The organism is Bacillus sp. FSL K6-0972, assembly GCF_037976035.1.
GTDB lineage: Bacteria > Bacillota > Bacilli > Bacillales > Bacillaceae > Bacillus > Bacillus haynesii.
This window is the reverse complement of record NZ_CP150260.1, coordinates 575340-592310: the sequence shown is the minus strand read 5'-3', so window position 1 is coordinate 592310 and position 16971 is coordinate 575340. Positions and strand designations below refer to the sequence as shown.

The following is a 16971-nucleotide window of genomic DNA, read 5'->3' as shown; positions in this document are numbered from 1 at the left end:
AGAAACAGAAAAACACCTATATCAAAGGGCAGCTTCCTTAAAAAAGCTGTCCGATGATATAGGTGAGATCGTCTTTTCCCATTAATGTGTATGATTCAAGCTGATTCGATATATCTCCCGGTGTATGGTGCTGTTTTAAATAAGTCCGGAGGGCGGGTACTTCCAATCCGTCTGAATAAATGATGAATCTTGATCCTTTTTCATACGTATAGGTGAATGTTTTGTATGTTTGCGGCTTTCCCGACATGTATCCCGTCACAGGGAGAGGGTGGATATATTTGTCCGAAGGAGCGTACAAGATAAAGCGGATATTGCCTAAAGAGCTGTAAGCGATCGTTCTTGTTCGAAAATCGGCTTTTAAAATCGCCACAGTCGCACCGCGCTTATTTTTCAGCGCTTGATTGCACCGTTCCATCAAGCTTGCGACTTCTTCATGACCGTGCTCTTCGACAACTTCACTGATGACCGAAGAAGATTCTAGTGCCATCGCACCGCTGCCAAGCCCGTCAGCCAGTGCGCACACCATGGTCTCGTCTGTCGCATGGAAATAAAAACTGTCTCCGCAGACGGCTTTTCCTTCTTTAGGAAGCTGATAAACAAGCGCTTGCATATGTTCATTCGACTCAGTCCAAATCATGGTTTAAGCTCCATAAACGGATCTTCAGCCAAAGCTTCCCTCAGCCTTTTGACAGCTTTGCGCTGCAGCCGTGAGACGTGCATTTGCGATATGCCCAGCATGTCACCGGTTTCTTTTTGGCTTTTGTTTTGAATGTATGTCAGTTCAATGATTTGCTTTTCGCGGTCGGACAGTACGTGTAATACGCTTTCAAGCATCAGCTTTTGGTTCACCTTTTCATAGCCTTCCTCTTGCGAGCCGACGATGTCGAGAATCGTCACCGTGCTGCCGTCTGCATCTGCTTCAATACTGTGGTCGACGGAAAGCGCCTGATAGCTTTTGCCCATCTCCATCGTTTCCAGCACTTCTTCTTCTGTAACGTCAAGAAACTCGGCAATCTCATCGACCTTTGGGGACCTTTGCGTTTCAGTCGTTAAATGATCCACCGCCATTTTGATTCTCGGCCCGAGCTCCTTGATTCTTCTCGGGACGTGGACGCTCCATGTTTTATCTCGGAGAAACCGTTTGATTTCTCCGATAATAGTCGGAATGGCAAACGCTTCAAACGATTTTCCTACATCGGGATCATAGCGTTTGATGGCTCCAAGCAATCCAAGCATCCCAACCTGGCATAAATCTTCATGAAAGCTTTTTCCTTTTGAATATTTTTTGGCGAGTGTTTCGACCAGATTTTTATAAGTCTGAACAAGGGTCAGCTGAGCGTCTTCATCCTGGCTCTCCTGATATTTTTTGATCAGCGTGTCGACTTCGGTTTTAGTTAGTTTCGTAGTTTTGGACGGTTGTGCCATCATCAACTCGCTCCCTGTTTAAGAACTTTGTCATCGAGACGGTTACGCCTGAGTCAATCTGGACATGCACTTCATCCATGAGCGTCTCCATTAAATATAAACCGAGCCCTCCTTCTGACAATTGATCTACCGTATGCTCAGGGGAATATGGGCCGAGCCCCTTCTGCTTATCCTGAATATCAAAACTGTCACCCTGATCTGCGACGACGATTTCGAGACGGTCTTCAAACACGCCGAATCTGACGGAGACCTCTCCTGTTTTGTCTGCTTTATAAGCATGCTGCACAGCGTTTGTGCACGCTTCGCTGACTGCAATTTTCAAGTCTTCAATGTCATCATAAGAATACCCCATCTTGCTCGCAATCCCCGACAGGGTTAAACGAATGATTCCTACGTATTCAGGTTTGGCAGGTGACTTCATTTCAATGTAATCAGCTGCTCTCTTCATTATAATCCACCCTCTGACTTTCCAGAAATATCAATGATGTCCTTTAAGCCTGTAATATCAAACAAACGGATCAAACGCTCTGACAGATTTTCAAGCACTAAAGAACCCCCAGTTCTGTTTACCGCTTTGTAAATGCCGACAAATACACCCAGTCCTGTACTGTCCATATATGCAACGTCTTTCAGACAAACTTTGAGATCTTTCCCTTCTTCCGCGAGCGGCATCAGCTCATCCCGCAATGCCGGAGCCGTATGCACATCAATTTCGCCCGCCACTTTTACTTCTATCACATGATCATTTTTTTTCGTATCGACTGCCAAATTCACAATATCACCTCTGGTTCTCTTAATGAGCTACTGGTTTATTACCCAGCGAAGAGAAGCATTAAACCTTTCTTTTTAAAACAATGAGAGTAAAATCGTCATGAAGCTGAAAATCCTGAAGCTTGAGCAGATGTTCGTATATACTGTTAACCATTTGCTGAGCCGGTTTCTCCATATGTACATTGATCAGGTTCTGCAAGTCAGACCGCTCCAAAAACCCGCTGTCTGTCCGGCATTCGGTTACACCATCTGAAAATAGAACGATCATATCGCCAATATCCAGTTTTTGCTCGTACTGCTCATAGTCGTATTGTGATGAAATGCCAAGAACGAGGCCTTTTGCGTTTAAATCGTAAAATTTATTTTCCCTGCAAGAATAATAAAAGCCAGGTTCATGACCGGCAGATGAAAACGTAAATAGGTGTTTTTGAAGATGATAGTTGCCATAAAACATTGTAATAAACATGCTTGGATCTACATTTTGTTCGACGACTCTATTCAGGTTTTTCAGCACCTGTGAAGGAGACGTGCCCGAATCCGGCAGAGAGTCCATCGCATATTTGATCATCGACATGCATAACGCAGCCGGTATTCCTTTCCCGATCACATCCGCAATGGCGATATTAATCGATTCCTTGTCCCGTACAAAATGATAATAGTCACCGCTCATTTGCTTAGCCGGAACACTGACCGCTCCGATTTCGAGCGCTTCAACTTTCGGGATCTTTGTCTCGAGCAGCGTTTGCTGGACATTCGCGGCAATTTCGATTTCCGATTTAATTTCCTGCTGAATTCCTCTTAATGTCTGATGTTCTTGATAGGCCAAACCGTATCCAATCATCACTTCAATTAAAAAATCGAGAGAATGGAACACATGGTCTGGAAGATCCGGATATAATTCAGACAGAACTTTTCGGTGTATGCTAATAATCTCTTCCGGCGGCACTTGATGTTCAATCGTTTTTCTGCTGAATTTCTGCCCCTGATAAAGGGATGTCTCTGTTAATTCAGATATATAACGGCTAAGCAGCTGTCGATAGCGCTGCTCAATCACTTCCCTGAAATCCATTCCTTCCCTCCTACCGCAGCCACTTTATGGCTTGTATATCCGTTCCATTTTCCGCGTCCGAATGCAATTCAAATTGGTCCATCAGACGCTTTACTCCAGGCAGGCCCGCTCCGAGGCCGCCTGAGGTTGAAAAACCGTCTTCCATCACTTTTTTGATGTCAGCGATTCCCGGCCCCTCATCCTCCGCTATGACTTTCAACCCCTTTTTTCCTTCTTCCTGAACCTGTTCGATGCAGATTCGGCCTTTTCCGGCATACAAATAAATATTACGTGCCAGTTCTGAGATGGCTGTCGTGATTCTGGCCTGGTCCACTGTGCCGAACCCCAGTTCTTTTGCGACATTTCGCCCGAGCTGTCTGGCGGCCACTATGTCCCATTCTGTCAAAATCTTTACACAGGATTGGTCTGCCATATTTATTCCCCCAATTCCCGCTGCAATGTCTCGAGCCCCTTTTCGAGATCGAGCGCCGTCTCGATCTCGTCCAAAGAAATGCCGAGTTCAATCAATGTCACCGCAACAGCCGGCTGGATGCCAGTCAGAACGACTTTGGCGCCCATCAGTTTTGACATTGAAATGACATCGCCAAGTACTTTGGCGATGAATGAATCGATGATGTCCACTGAAGTCAGATCGATCACCACTCCGTTCGAACCGGTCTCATATATTTTGTTCAGCAGGTCCTCTTGGAATTTCAGAGCGGTTTGGTCATCAAGCTCCACTTGAATGGATACCAATAAACAGTTATACAGCTTCAAAATTGGAATGTTAGGTATCCTCAAAACTTATTCCTCCAATGAAACAATTTTTCTGTCTGTCATTTCTAATGCGGTTTGAATTCCTTTTTGCAGGGTATTTTTTGTAATAACCTGAGTTAAATCGATTCCCAAATTCACAATCGTCTGCGCGATTTCCGGGCGGATTCCAACGAGCAGGCATTTAGCGCCGACCAGTCTGACGGCTTCGGAAGCCTGCATGATGTGGTGTGCGACCATCGTATCGACGACAGGCACGCCGGTAATGTCAATGAGGACGACTTCAGACCGGTGTTTGACGACGCCGCTCAACAGGTTTTCCATAATCTTTTTGGCCCGCTCCGTATCGATCGTGCCGACGAGCGGCATCACCGTAATATTCTCAAAAACCGGGATCAGCGGGGCCGAAAGCTCCTGTAATGCGACCCTTTGCAGAGCAACTGTTTTCTCCCAGGAGATCGCATACTGATTCAAGATTTCGCTGTTGATCGGTTCAATAAACCTATCGATTTCCCAAATCAGATCATAGCACTGCTGATCTTCCGGGACATCCTTGTTCATTTCATAGTACAGGTGCTTCCAAAAAGCTGATAACCCAGACGACAGAAGTTTCAGCGGAACACCAAGCTGTACGGCTTTTGAAGAAAACTGGTAGATGGTGTCGATCGATTTTTCATTATCCCCGGACTCATTCATGAGGATATGAATATATTCATTGCTGATCGTCTCATACATGTGTTCAGTCAGCTTCACGTTTGTCATGTTGCTGTTTAAGTCTTTCAGAATATCCGCCAAATTCCCGGCGAGTACGTTTTGGTGTTCTGAGATAAATTTTAACACCTCTTGATTCGACATGTTCATCCCCCTAACTACATCTGAAAACATTTTTTTGACCTAACAGTTCCATTATATCGTTTGTTATTTTTTAAAACAAAAAAAGTTGCTCTTTCGCCTCGAGCAACTTTCATCCATATTAAAAATCAATGAGTGCCAAACTGATTTGTAAGGCTTCGTTGACCTTTTCCATCATTTCATCATCGAGATGGGTGATTTTGTCCGTTAATCTTTGCTTATCAATCGTCCGAATTTGTTCGAGCAATATAACGGAATCTCTTTCAAAACCGTAGCGTTTCGCATCAATTTCGACGTGGGTAGGTAATTTTGCTTTCTGTATTTGGGCTGTTATGGCTGCAACAATAGCAGTTGGGCTGAAGCGATTGCCGATGTTGTTTTGAATCACTAAAACCGGGCGCACCCCGCCTTGTTCTGAGCCAACAACAGGAGATAGGTCAGCAAAATAAACATCGCCGCGTTTAACAATCAAATGATTATCCTCCGCTTACTAAGCGCTCTACTGTGTTTTCAGCCTCATACTCTGCAAATTGAGCCTCAGAAGAGATGTTCAAATTGATCTTGGCCATCTCCATATAACCGCGTCTCATCGATTCCCGAATTTGTCGATTTTTGCGCTCGCGCAAATACATTTTTGTGGCTTGGTAAATCAGTTCATTTCTGCTCCCGTTATCTTGCATGACGACACCATCCAGTTCTGATACTAAAGCTTCTGGCAAGCGAATCAATATTTCAGTTGTTGCGCTGGATTCAGACAAAAACATACACCTCCACCAAACTTACGGATACAACACTCTATCCATTCCATCCATAATGATATCATTATTCTTTTCGCAAGCAAAGTTGTTTTTCCGCTAATTCATCAATTTTCAGGATTGATCAGGCAAGATCGGATTCCTTATTTCCATTATACTCCCATTTTCCAAAAACATACGGGGCACCCTTGAACTTATCATACAGGTAATTTCATAATTGATCGTCTGCAAATTTTGGGCGATTTCGTCGACTGAAATCCATTCGTCTTTTTGCTTCCCGATCAAGGTAACCTTTGTGCCGACAGGGTATTCTTCCGCAAGGGAAATCATGAACTGGTCCATACAGATTCTCCCTGCTATTTTTTGGCGTTTTCCGTCGATCAGCACTTCAGTTCCGGCCAGGCGCCTCAGCCATCCGTCAGCATACCCGACGGGGACTGTCCCGATCCATTCGTCGCGCTTAGCCGTATATGTCGCCCCGTAACTGACGCTCTCGCCCTTTTTGATTTTTTTCACATGGGTGAGTTCAGTATGAAGCGAAAACACTTCCCGCAGACGAAACGGCAGCTCGTCTTTTATTTCGGTTGACGGCGCCAAACCGTACATGCCGATGCCGAAGCGGACGGCATTAAAGAGCTGTTCCCTGAAGCGCAGACCCGCGGCGCTGTTTGACGAATGTACCATTAAACGGTCAAGCGGGAGGGGGCTGATCAGCTCTTTAAAGCGGTCCAGCTGCATGTCAAAATAATCGGTGTCCTTTTCGTCCGCAGTCGCGAAATGAGTGAACACGCCTGTACAATTGAGTTTATCGCTCGATTCGGTCATCTCCATCATTTCTTTGATCTCTTCTTCCGTTTTGCAGCCAAGGCGGCCCATGCCCGTGTCGATCTTCAAATGATATTCAAGAGGAGCTTCGGTCTCACCCAGAAAACCGAGCACGTCTTTCAGCCAGCCGACGGAGTAGCCCGTCACGATAATGCGCTTTTCCGCGGCAATGCTTGCATATTCGGGCGGCACTGCACCGAGGACAAGAATCGGTTCTTCAATCCCCTGTGCTCTCAACGAAAGCGCTTCATCCAGTAAAGCCACAGCAAGAATGGACGCCCCTTCTGCAAGAGCCGCCTTCGCTACCTGTGCATCCCCGTGACCGTAGGCATTCGCTTTAACGACGGCCATCAAGTGGACATGCTCGCCGATGTGCCGCTTCATATTGCGCACGTTTTCTTTTAAAGCCGTTAAATCGATTTCGGTCCAAGTCTTTCTATAGAATGGTTTTAAGCTCATCATGACACTTCCTGTTCCTTGTTTCAATCGTCCTTCCCATCATACTAAAAAGTTCGGAGAAAGGGAAATTATGTACGGGACCATCAGCCCCGAACAAAAGAAAAATTGCTGGCACGCTATACATTTTACGGAAAAGCTGTCGAAAACATACGCTTGTGTCACAAATATAAAAACAGCCTGCTTTCCGCTTCCGGGCGGAAAACAGGCTGCCTGATACGGCACAGTCTATTTTGAAGACTGGCCCTGCATGCTTTTTGCAACCATCAGAAGTTCATCTTGAGTAAGATCTTCTGATGAGATGAAATAATCGACTCCGTCATATGTCCATGACAACGATTTATCTGTCAGTGCGCCGACAGTGAAGCCGAGGTCAACCGGCTCTCCGTTCATGGATACGGAAGTGGACGTTTTGGCGACGCGGGCTTTTTCCTGAATCAATGTAAAGGATTTTTCACCGCCGTATGTGATGACAATTCGTTTGCCGTCTTCGGTCGCCATTTCTTTCTCCTCAAGCTTTTTTACGCCCTGAGGCACATCAAGCGGCGTTTTGACGGCAAAAGAGTCTGACACGTCAGCGCTTGTCGCTACGTCAATTTGAGAAAGCGTCATATTTTTCTTTTCATCAAATGAGTCTTTATCGAGCGGCTTATCGAATTCAAAGCTTGTAAACTCAACCTTTACCATCGGTTTGCGGTCCGTATCCATCACTTTAACCGATGAAGGAGCCATAGTCTTTTTATGGAAAACGATTTCCTGGGTCGGCAGCATCTGATTATGCTGATAATTCGTTTTCGTTTCAAAAATGTATTTTGAATCCTTTGCGGAAAAAGAAGCTTCCCCATCATTTTTGACATCCTTTACGAGCGATTCGAATAAGTATACTTGGCTGCTGTTGTTGGGCCAGTCGCTGTGAAAGCGGAAGCTTTTATTCAGCGACGGAGTCAAAACAAACACGCCGTTTTCATTGCGCAAGATCACCTGGCTCTGGTCTTTTTTCGGGTTTTCCAAATAGACCCGGTAAAGAGAAGGTTTTTTATGCCAGATTTCCACGTTGTACTCCTGCGGTTCATTTCCCGTTTCAATCGTCATTTTCGCTTTTGCCTTATAGGACGTGTATTCTTTTGCCTTCTTGTCGAGCCCCGTCACAACATCTTCTTGCGATTTTTGGCCGCAGGCAGAAAGCATAAGGATTACAAGCAGCCCCGTTAAAAGCAAAACAAAGCTTTTTCTCACCTTTTTTCAACCCCTTTTTAATCATTGATGTAAAAAGGAAGAAACCGCTTGTTCGACTTTAACGGTACGCCATAAGAACAGGGCCGGCTGTATCGGCGTGCGTACCATAAAAGCCTGCAACGACTCGTCTCCCTTATTGCACTACCCAATATATGAGCGTGTCTCAGACAATATGCAGACTAGCATGACAACCTTTCAAAATCATTTTTCTCCTCCGTACTAATCGCCGCTGCCTGGTCATAAACGTGTTACTATATATGTACGAGATCATTGTAAAGGGGCTTAAATCATAAGCATGTTTATCAGAACAGAAAATTTTCAGACGTTTATCAGGCTCTACCCGGTCACATCCGCCATACTGGCCCTGCAGCTTGCCATCTGGATTCTTTTTTTAATTCCGTTTACGGCCGTACAGATGTGGTCTGATTTATTGATTGGCTTTAACTGGGGGATAGCGAATGGAGAATGGTGGAGGTTTGTGACGCCGATTTTTATTCACGCCGGATTCGGCCACTTGCTCTTTAATTCGATGTCGATCTTCTTATTTGCCCCCGGGCTGGAACGAATGCTCGGAAAGCTCAAGTTTCTCATCGTTTATATCGGATCAGGAGTGATCGGCAATATCGGCACGTATTTCATCGAACCGCTGGAGTATATGCATGTCGGCGCTTCGGGGGCGATATTCGGCTTGTTCGGCGTGTACCTGTACATCGTGCTGTTTCGAAAAGAGCTGATGGGGAGCGCCAATTCCCAAATCATCGTCACCATCCTCGCCATTTCGGTTTTGATGACGTTTGTCAACCAAAATATCAATATCATGGCGCATATCTTCGGACTGCTGGGCGGACTCGCCTTGGCTCCTCCGTTGTTAAACAAAAGAGTGAACGGCTTTTAACCGTTCACTCTTTTTTCATAAGAATACCATGCAAAAATATCATCCGCATCCTTCTTCTCGACATCTGCCACCGAAAACTTCTCCATTAAAACAGACGATTTTGTTGATGTATGAATCGAAACAAGCTGTTTTCTGCGCTGGAAATACGAACGGCTGACTTCGAAAACCTGCATACGCCTGCGCTGAATGACAGCGGTTGTTCTGCCGATGAAGCGCGATGACATGATGATTTTACTGCCGCTGATCTTCCATCCGGCATCGCGGTATGATAAATAGCCGATAATCCAGTAAAAAGGAATCAATACAGCGGACAAATAGCCCCAGGGCGGAAACAGAATGGAAAGCGGAACGACGACGAGAACCGGCCAGGATGCGCGCAGGATATAGCGGCGCAGTGCGCGTTTCGGCAAGCGGTTCAAATCGTCTTCCGGCGCATAATCCGGAATGAAATCGCCGAGGCGCTGATGAATCATTTTTTTGCTGATAATCGGAAATAAGATGGCTGATTTATCTTCTTCCAAAACGTTTCCGCCTGCGCTGACGATCGTGACGGCTGCAAGTCCAAAAGGCTGCCTGATCAGACTCTCCTTGATTTTAATCGCTTGAATCCGCTGCAGGGGAATCGTGATTTGATGCTTTTCAATCAGCCCTCTGGAAATGACGATTTCCTTCTCTTTACGCACGACTGTAAAATTCGCGTATTTCAAAAGCATCCCGACGATGCTGAGAAGCCATGCGATGAAAAGGGCAACAAAGGCGGCCAATGCGATGACAGTGGCTCCCGCGCTGTTCAAAAACGCAAAGCGGTCATACAGCCAATCCAAATCAAAGAAATCATCAACTTGAGTGAAAAAAGCGAATACCCCTGAAATAATAACACCGATGCCGCTCGATGTTGAAGCCGCGGTTAAGAGCTCCTGTCCGGTCATTTTGTACATCATAACCGGTTCTTCCGCTGTTTCCTCCGCCTCTTCGGCAGTCTCTTCCAGCGGATCCGTGACATCGGCTCCCGTGTCTTCCGCCGCTTTTTTCCTTTCGAAAAGCGCTTGCTGAATACGTTCGGCTTCAGCCTGGGTAATGGCGACCAAGGAAACTTCCGCTTCCGTTCCTCCGCTTGCCGTTTCAACTTGAAGCTTCACAAGCTTGAACATTTGCTGAATGAGGCCTGCGCTCGTGTTGATCGTTTGAATCCGTTCGATCGGAATATACCTTTTTTTCTTATTGATCAGGCCTTCCTCTATTCGCAATTCATCCTCTTCGATACGGTATGTAAATTTTCTCCACTTGATAATGCTTGTCACGACCAAAGAAATGAAAAACAGCACAGCCGCGGCGATCGCTATCATTTTGACTGTGTGCGACTGATTTAAAAAAATCACCACACCAAATGGAATGATAAAATTTTTAACGGTCTCAACAAGTCCTTTGATAAAGTTGAGAATGACGGCGGCGGGGTGCATGCGTCTCGGTTCAGACATCATCTTCAGTCACCCTTGCCAGCCTGGAAATGGAGTCCCTGAGTTGATCGGCCTCTTCAACATCCAAAGCGGGAATGGAATGGGTCGTCGCGGCTGTTGAAATTTGTACAGAGGCGAGATTATATTTTCTGAGGATGGGGCCCTGCGATGTATCAACATGCTGGACTCTGACCATCGGAACGATCACGCGGGTCACCACAAAGATGCCGTGCTGAATATCGATTTCGTTCTCATGGACTTCGTAGCGCCAAATTCTGTGGCGGATATTCGGAATAATGATGATGATAACAAATGAAATCGCCAGCCAAACGGCTCCTGACAAAATGCCGATCCATACCGGCCACTTAAATAATACTCCGGCGGCAATCAGGCCTGCTGCAACCAGCATGAGTACGAATGATGTGATACAAGCTGTGATTCTCCAGACTTTTACGCCATCACGGCTGATTTGATTTTTCGGCTCACTTCTCAAAACTCGATTCCCCCAATCTAGTTCTATTTACGGTCTTCAGGCTGAAAATGTTTCATTTAAAGGCTTTAGTTTTTTAAAAAAGGCGAATCCGTAAAAAAGGATCCGCCTTTTGCTTATGAATTATATGATTTTTTTTGGCGTCTGTCATTCGAAGAACGCTTTTTATCATAGGATGAACGATTGTTCTTTCCTCTGTAGCCGCCGCCGTCTCTGCGTTTTGATGAACGTTGGTGATGGCTCTTGTTTCGCTTTGATCTGAGAGGAGCCTCTTCTGTCAGGCGTACAGGCGTGTCATCCGGCTCTTTTGTCATCATTTTAATGGCAGCAGCAACAACCGTCACAGAGTCATGATCTTCCAATAATTCAGCTGCAGCCGTCATATAGAAGTTCAGGTTATTTTCCTCAATGATCGTCCGGAGACGGTCAACCGTCACCTGCTGCTGTCCTTCAATGGCTTCATCGAGAGTCGGTGCTTTCATGCGGTCCATTTTGCGTTTTGTCGTCTGCTCAATGGCGCGCAACATATCCTTTTCACGCGGTGTAATGAAGGTCATCGCCATTCCTGTTTTGCCCGCGCGTCCCGTTCTTCCGATGCGGTGAACATAGCTCTCAGGATCTTGCGGCACATCGAAGTTGTAAACGTGTGTTACACCTGAAATATCAAGGCCGCGTGCCGCAACGTCTGTCGCAACGAGCACTTCAATTGCGCCTTGCTTAAATTTCCGGAGTGCAACCATCCGCTTCGCCTGAGTCAAATCTCCGTGGATTCCTTCAGCTGTATAACCGCGCAGATTAAGCGCTTCAGTCAGCTCATCGACGCGGCGCTTTGTCCGGCCGAATACAATCGCCAGTTCCGGAGACTGGATGTCAAGAAGACGTGTCAGCGTATCAAACTTTTTGCGTTCATGAACTTCAAGGTAGAACTGCTGGATGTTTGATACTGTCATTTCTTTCGCTTTCACTTTCACGTGCTCCGGGTTGGTCATGAAACGTTCTGCAATCCGCTTAATCGGAGCAGGCATTGTTGCAGAAAACAGCAATGTCTGATGCTCAGCAGGCACATTGGAAAGGATGGATTCGATATCTTCGATGAAACCCATGTTCAGCATTTCATCCGCTTCATCAAGCACAACGGTGTTCACGGTTTGAAGACGCATCGTGCGGCGGTTGATATGGTCAAGCAGGCGGCCAGGTGTTCCGACGATAATATGAGGGTTTTTCTTGAGCGCGCGAATCTGGCGTCCGATATCCTGTCCTCCGTAAATCGGCAGCACGCGAGCGCGTTTATCCTGTCCAATTTTGTATAGCTCTTCAGAAACTTGAATGGCTAGTTCACGAGTAGGTGCGATAACAATGGCTTGAATGTTAGGAGACTCGGGGTTGATTTTCTCAACAAGGGGGATGCCAAATGCAGCCGTTTTTCCTGTTCCCGTTTGCGCTTGTCCGATCACATCTTTATTTGCAAGGCCGAGTGGAATCGTTTGTGCCTGAATTGGTGTTGCTTCTTCAAATCCCATACGCTTGATTGCTTTTGTGAGATCAGAACTTAATTGAAAATCTTGAAACGTTATTGTCAATGTATTCAAACTCCTTCTGCTTACTGTTTCAGTAATCGTGTTTTATCAATAAAAACTGCCCTTTGTGCAAAGGACAGGTCCATACTTATGCAAAGCCCGAATTACTTTACATGTTATATTACCATTCCGTTATACGTTTTTCAACAAGATGAGAGTGAGCGGTGTGCTCTCTTGCCGGTTCGGCAGTCTCCTATGGACCTCGGGCGTAGCCGTCCGGCATCGAAATATAAAGCCCGCCCGGAGGCGTCTTTTACACATTGTAACACAGGCTTGTGCAGCTTTCGACAGCATACGCTCATTTTTTTCCCTGCCAGCATCCCAGATTATTTTTTGCAGATTGCCGTTCAATTATTTATTTTTTTATGGATTCAATCGGCGTTTTTTTGAGAAACGCCTCAACGGTTTGAAATAGGGTAGCGGAGTTTTCTTCAAGGCAGACATGGTGCTTGGATTCCGGCAAGAGGCACAGCTCTTTCTCATCGGAAGGTATGGTTTCATACAAGTAATACGCGCTTGACAGCGGCACGATTGAATCACACTCCCCCTGAACAATGAGCACAGGGATCCGGAGATTTTTTAAAGCAGGCTTTGTCATCTTGACGAGCTTGCGAAACTGAAATGCTGATGACACCGGAGTGCTTGTCAGCTTTTGTTTGTACCTTTTGTAAAGCAAATTATCCTCAATCTTGCCTTGCAGAGAATCTTTGATCACATTCTTCAAGTCCTGGATCAGCTGTCCCGGGCTGATGTACTGGGCGGCCGCACTCAACAGGACAAGGCGGCTGACCGAATATTTTCCGGCTAAATAGGCGGCAATCATCCCGCCCATTGAAAATCCGATTAAAAACACCGTCTCACACGTTTTCAACAAGCGGACGAGCTCCACTTCAGCACAAGCGATCCATTCCTGAAAACAGACGCCTTTTAAAACCGGCCTCTCCCCGTGCCCGGGCAGCGTGATCATTTCGACTTGCCAATCTGCCGTCTGTTTTAAATGAGAAGCCAGCGGTTCCAATTCATACGGTGCTCCGGTAAATCCGTGAATGCATAAACATCCTATCATGACCATTCACCCGTTTTCTTTTACTGATTATCACATAAAAAAACGACTTTATGATTCAATGTTCCCTTACAAATCTTTTATAACATCCTCAAGGCGCATGCCTCTGGACGCTTTGATGAGGATCAAATCCCCTGTATTCGCTTTGTCTTTCAATGTCTTTTTCAAACTGTCTTTGTCTTCCGGGTTAAAATGAAGGACGCGGTGTTCCGGGAAATGTTTAAGCGCCCCTTTTGCAATATATGCACCGAGTTCTCCGTACGTAAATAAAAAGTCGATCGAGTCCGGATTGACTGCCTGCCCGATTTCTTCATGAAACACTTTTTCTCCTTCGCCGAGCTCCAGCATATCGCCGAGAACAAGAATTTTCTTGCCGTATCCCTTCATCTGTTCGACAAGCTCGATCGCTGCTTTCATCGATGTCGGACTTGCATTATAGGCGTCATTAATGATCGCAACGCCGTCCGCAGTCTTCACAAGCTCAAGCCGCATTCCGGTCACTTTCAGTTTAGTCAGCCCTTCAGCAATGTGAGCCCGGCTGACATTCAGAAGGTCTCCGGCCGCAATCGCAGCTAAAGCGTTTTTCACATTATGCTTTCCGAGCACCGGGATGAAAAACCGGTTTTCGATTCCTCTGACACGGAATGCTGTGCCCTCTTCCGTCTGTGACATATCCTCAAGCTGATAATCGAAAGCCGGATCCTCTCCAAACGTCTTTGTATCGTAAGGCGGCTGGTTAAGCCTTTCGGCGAGCAGCGGTTCATCTCCGACATAAATGAGTGTGCCTTCTTTTGAAAGCCCATTGACAATTTCGAGCTTTGCCTCTGCAATTCCTTCTCTTGATCCGAGTTCAAGGAGGTGTGATTCGCCGATGTTTGTAATGACTGCGATATCAGGGCGCGCCAAACGAGTAAGAAAATCGATTTCTCCTTTGGCGCTCATCCCCATCTCCAAAATGGCGATTTCTGTGTCTTCGGGCATCGCCAGAATTGTCAGGGGCAGGCCGATATGGTTATTGTAGTTTCCTTCTGTCTTATGCACTTTATACTCGGTGCCCAACACAGCATGAATCATGTCTTTTGTCGTCGTTTTCCCGTTTGAACCGGTCACGCCGACAACTTTTACGTCCAGCTGATGCCTGTATGCTTTCGCAAGCTTCTGCAGCGCTTCCAGCGTATCATCAACTAAAATGACCGGCTTCCCTTCCGGAGGATTCGGTTCGCTCCGGTTCCACAGCACGGCCGCGACACCTTCCTGAAAAGCCTGCTCTGCAAAAACGTGTCCGTTGAACCGCTCGCCTGCAAGCGGAATAAACAGTTGGTCTTTCGCCAGTTTTCTCGAATCGGTTGAGACACCTTTGACAAGACGCTCTTCAAAAGCTTCATTCGTCAAAACGCCTTCCGACATTTCAGCAATTTCTTTTACCGTTCTCGTTATCATGTATGTCCCTCTCTTTCTCCAGCAAGGAAAAGAGACACTACCACAAATAAGGATAGTGTCTGCAGCTGTATCTAAGGGCGAACCGCCTGCCGCGCCTTTCTCCATGAAAGCTCCCCGGATTCGGTCCGCTCCGTCCCGTTAAAATGTATGTTTGATCTGCTGTTTTTCTTCGTGGCGCTCGATTGCCAAAGCAACAAGCTTCTCAATCAGTTCAGCATACTCAACCCCTGATTGCTTCCAGAGAAGCGGAAACATGCTGAACGGGGTGAATCCCGGCATCGTATTGACTTCATTGATCAGGACCCTGCCTTCATTTGTAAGGAAAAAGTCCGCTCTCACAAGGCCTGAGCCGTCAATCGCCTGAAACGCTTTGACCGCCATGCTGCGCATTGTTTCGTATTCGTCTTCTGTCAGGGAAGCCGGAATAATCAAATCGGTATCGCCGTCTTCGTATTTTGCTTTATAGTCATAAAAATCTTTCTTCGGAGCGATTTCCCCCGCGACTGAGCAGACAGGTTCATCATTCCCAAGAACGCCGAGTTCTATTTCCCGGCCGATGACGCCTTCTTCAACGACAATTTTGCGGTCATATTGGAATGCAAGTTCAAAGGCTTGGTCAAGCTCTTCACGGTTTCTGCATTTGCTGATCCCGACGCTTGATCCAAGGTTAGCCGGTTTTACGAAGCACGGATAACCAAGTTCCGCTTCCACTTGATCATAGCTTTCTTCTTTAGACTGACTCCATGTTTTTTTCACGAATGAAACGTATTTCGCCTGGTCAAGACCTGCCTGTGCAAACAGATGCTTCATGACCACTTTATCCATGCCCGCAGAGGAAGCTAAGACTCCGTTGCCCACATACGGCACATTCAGTAGTTCAAGCATGCCTTGAATTGTGCCGTCTTCCCCATTCGGTCCGTGCAAAAGCGGGAAAACAACATCAATCGAGTCTTCTTTTACATCAGCTTCGCCCGGAAACATATCCCGGTTTAACACAGCCGGAGAAAATGTCTGGCCCGTCTGTTCAAATTGAAGCATTTTCACATTTGAAACAGGCTCTGTCAGTTGCGGCCCTCTCACCCACTCGCCTTTTTCTGTTATATAAATCGGGTGTATATCAAATTTTTCAGTATCTAATGCTTTCGTGACGGCCAGCGCGGTTTGCAGAGAAACGTTATGCTCCGCTGATTTTCCGCCGTATACCAATCCTAATCTTGTCTTCAATTCGTACTCCCCCCACTGGATTCATCTTTACTATCTTATCACTTTCCCAGGAAAATGATCTAATTATTTTATTACGGTCTAAAAACAGCATATAAAAAGCATTTGTATGTAAATCCTTTTCATTTTATATTAAAATGGCATTGAAAAGGAGAGGTTGCAATTGAAAAAAATCACAACAGAAGCGCAATTTAATGAACTGATCCAATCCGATAAAGAAATCATCGTCAAATTTCACGCTGACTGGTGCCCGGACTGCACACGCATGAACATGTTCATCGGAGATATTCTTGAGGCTTATCAGGAAAATGACTGGTATGAGCTGAATAAAGACGACCTTCCTGAACTTGCCGACAAGTATCAGGTCATGGGCATTCCAAGCCTGTTGATTTTCAAGAACGGCGAAAAAACGGGTCACCTTCACAGCGCAAATGCCAAAACGCCTGAAGAAGTGAATGAATTCCTGGCTGAACATATTAGCTAATTCGTTTAAAGTCCAGATTTTTTGTCTGAACGGCAGGACATGGGAACATCCCATGTCCTTTTATATAAGACGGGACAGCAGCAATATTTGTTTCATAATAGAATGAGCTTTCATTAAAAATTCGACACGAGTATTTCCCGGGAAACGTAAAATGTCGAATTTTCATAAAAAGTTCTTGATTCGTTTTTTATATTCAGGTAGA

20 protein-coding genes are annotated in these 16971 nt (G+C 46.0%); 2 read left to right on the top strand and 18 right to left on the bottom strand.

Annotated elements, in window-relative coordinates; all coding sequences use genetic code 11:
* Positions 1 to 37: 37 nt before the first annotated feature.
* The 12 genes from MKX80_RS03015 to MKX80_RS02960 all read right to left on the bottom strand — a co-directional run bounded on the left by MKX80_RS03015 (position 38) and on the right by MKX80_RS02960 (position 8094).
* Positions 38 to 637, bottom strand: coding sequence for a PP2C family serine/threonine-protein phosphatase (locus MKX80_RS03015; protein WP_182069236.1), 600 nt, complete (start codon positions 635 to 637; stop codon positions 38 to 40).
* Positions 634 to 1425: an RNA polymerase sigma factor SigB gene (gene sigB / locus MKX80_RS03010; protein ID WP_154999319.1), complete on the bottom strand. Its 792-nt coding sequence runs from the start codon at positions 1423 to 1425 to the stop codon at positions 634 to 636. The genes MKX80_RS03015 and sigB overlap by 4 nt, the downstream gene beginning before the upstream one ends.
* Complete coding sequence (rsbW, locus tag MKX80_RS03005; protein ID WP_154999310.1) at positions 1391 to 1873, bottom strand: anti-sigma B factor RsbW; 483 nt, start codon at positions 1871 to 1873, stop codon at positions 1391 to 1393. Before rsbW ends, sigB begins: the two co-directional genes overlap by 35 nt.
* Positions 1873 to 2199 (bottom strand): anti-sigma factor antagonist, encoded by a 327-nt coding sequence (locus MKX80_RS03000; protein WP_154999311.1) that lies wholly within the window; start codon positions 2197 to 2199, stop codon positions 1873 to 1875. The genes rsbW and MKX80_RS03000 overlap by 1 nt, the downstream gene beginning before the upstream one ends.
* A 58-nt stretch (positions 2200 to 2257) precedes the next feature.
* Positions 2258 to 3265 (bottom strand): PP2C family protein-serine/threonine phosphatase, encoded by a 1008-nt coding sequence (locus tag MKX80_RS02995; protein WP_268342641.1) that lies wholly within the window; start codon positions 3263 to 3265, stop codon positions 2258 to 2260.
* Between the two features lie 10 nt (positions 3266 to 3275).
* Positions 3276 to 3677 carry an anti-sigma regulatory factor gene (locus MKX80_RS02990; RefSeq protein WP_023857861.1) on the bottom strand — a complete coding sequence of 134 codons (402 nt, stop codon included), beginning with the start codon at positions 3675 to 3677 and terminating at the stop codon, positions 3276 to 3278.
* A gap of 2 nt (positions 3678 to 3679) precedes the next feature.
* The gene (locus tag MKX80_RS02985) at positions 3680 to 4045 is read right to left on the bottom strand and encodes an STAS domain-containing protein (RefSeq protein ID WP_043926799.1); all 366 of its coding nucleotides are present in this window, start codon (positions 4043 to 4045) and stop codon (positions 3680 to 3682) included.
* A 3-nt stretch (positions 4046 to 4048) separates the two neighbouring features.
* Complete coding sequence (locus tag MKX80_RS02980) at positions 4049 to 4873, bottom strand: RsbT co-antagonist protein RsbRA (protein ID WP_216931156.1); 825 nt, start codon at positions 4871 to 4873, stop codon at positions 4049 to 4051.
* A 118-nt stretch (positions 4874 to 4991) separates the two neighbouring features.
* Positions 4992 to 5342 (bottom strand): type II toxin-antitoxin system endoribonuclease NdoA, encoded by a 351-nt coding sequence (ndoA, locus tag MKX80_RS02975; protein WP_003179128.1) that lies wholly within the window; start codon positions 5340 to 5342, stop codon positions 4992 to 4994.
* Between the two features lie 4 nt (positions 5343 to 5346).
* A complete protein-coding gene (locus tag MKX80_RS02970; protein WP_006638778.1) occupies positions 5347 to 5628 on the bottom strand; it encodes a hypothetical protein in 282 nt (93 codons plus the stop codon).
* Between the two features lie 111 nt (positions 5629 to 5739).
* Complete coding sequence (alr, locus tag MKX80_RS02965) at positions 5740 to 6909, bottom strand: alanine racemase (RefSeq protein WP_268342640.1); 1170 nt, start codon at positions 6907 to 6909, stop codon at positions 5740 to 5742.
* Between the two features lie 225 nt (positions 6910 to 7134).
* The gene (locus MKX80_RS02960) at positions 7135 to 8094 is read right to left on the bottom strand and encodes an outer membrane lipoprotein carrier protein LolA (RefSeq protein ID WP_182071071.1); all 960 of its coding nucleotides are present in this window, start codon (positions 8092 to 8094) and stop codon (positions 7135 to 7137) included.
* A 343-nt stretch (positions 8095 to 8437) separates the two neighbouring features.
* Between MKX80_RS02960 and MKX80_RS02955 the strand changes: the two genes are divergently transcribed.
* Positions 8438 to 9037 (top strand): rhomboid family intramembrane serine protease, encoded by a 600-nt coding sequence (locus tag MKX80_RS02955; protein WP_043926794.1) that lies wholly within the window; start codon positions 8438 to 8440, stop codon positions 9035 to 9037.
* Here the strand turns inward: MKX80_RS02955 and MKX80_RS02950 are convergent.
* The 6 genes from MKX80_RS02950 to MKX80_RS02925 all read right to left on the bottom strand — a co-directional run bounded on the left by MKX80_RS02950 (position 9034) and on the right by MKX80_RS02925 (position 16288).
* Positions 9034 to 10518, bottom strand: coding sequence for a PH domain-containing protein (locus MKX80_RS02950; protein ID WP_216931153.1), 1485 nt, complete (start codon positions 10516 to 10518; stop codon positions 9034 to 9036). The genes MKX80_RS02955 and MKX80_RS02950 overlap by 4 nt on opposite strands.
* On the bottom strand, positions 10508 to 10987 hold the full coding sequence (locus MKX80_RS02945; RefSeq protein ID WP_154999317.1) for a PH domain-containing protein: 480 nt from the start codon (positions 10985 to 10987) through the stop codon (positions 10508 to 10510). The genes MKX80_RS02950 and MKX80_RS02945 overlap by 11 nt, the downstream gene beginning before the upstream one ends.
* A gap of 113 nt (positions 10988 to 11100) precedes the next feature.
* Positions 11101 to 12564 (bottom strand): DEAD/DEAH box helicase, encoded by a 1464-nt coding sequence (locus MKX80_RS02940; RefSeq protein ID WP_154999318.1) that lies wholly within the window; start codon positions 12562 to 12564, stop codon positions 11101 to 11103.
* A gap of 352 nt (positions 12565 to 12916) precedes the next feature.
* Complete coding sequence (locus MKX80_RS02935) at positions 12917 to 13627, bottom strand: alpha/beta fold hydrolase (RefSeq protein WP_234113144.1); 711 nt, start codon at positions 13625 to 13627, stop codon at positions 12917 to 12919.
* 66 nt (positions 13628 to 13693) lie between these two features.
* The gene (gene murF / locus MKX80_RS02930) at positions 13694 to 15064 is read right to left on the bottom strand and encodes a UDP-N-acetylmuramoyl-tripeptide--D-alanyl-D-alanine ligase (RefSeq protein ID WP_268342639.1); all 1371 of its coding nucleotides are present in this window, start codon (positions 15062 to 15064) and stop codon (positions 13694 to 13696) included.
* A 138-nt stretch (positions 15065 to 15202) separates the two neighbouring features.
* Entirely contained in the window at positions 15203 to 16288 is a 1086-nt protein-coding gene (locus tag MKX80_RS02925) for a D-alanine--D-alanine ligase (RefSeq protein WP_154996621.1), read from the bottom strand.
* 160 nt (positions 16289 to 16448) lie between these two features.
* Here MKX80_RS02925 and MKX80_RS02920 point away from each other — a divergent pair, with 160 nt between their 5' ends.
* Positions 16449 to 16769 carry a thioredoxin family protein gene (locus MKX80_RS02920; protein ID WP_268342638.1) on the top strand — a complete coding sequence of 107 codons (321 nt, stop codon included), beginning with the start codon at positions 16449 to 16451 and terminating at the stop codon, positions 16767 to 16769.
* Positions 16770 to 16971: the final 202 nt, after the last annotated feature.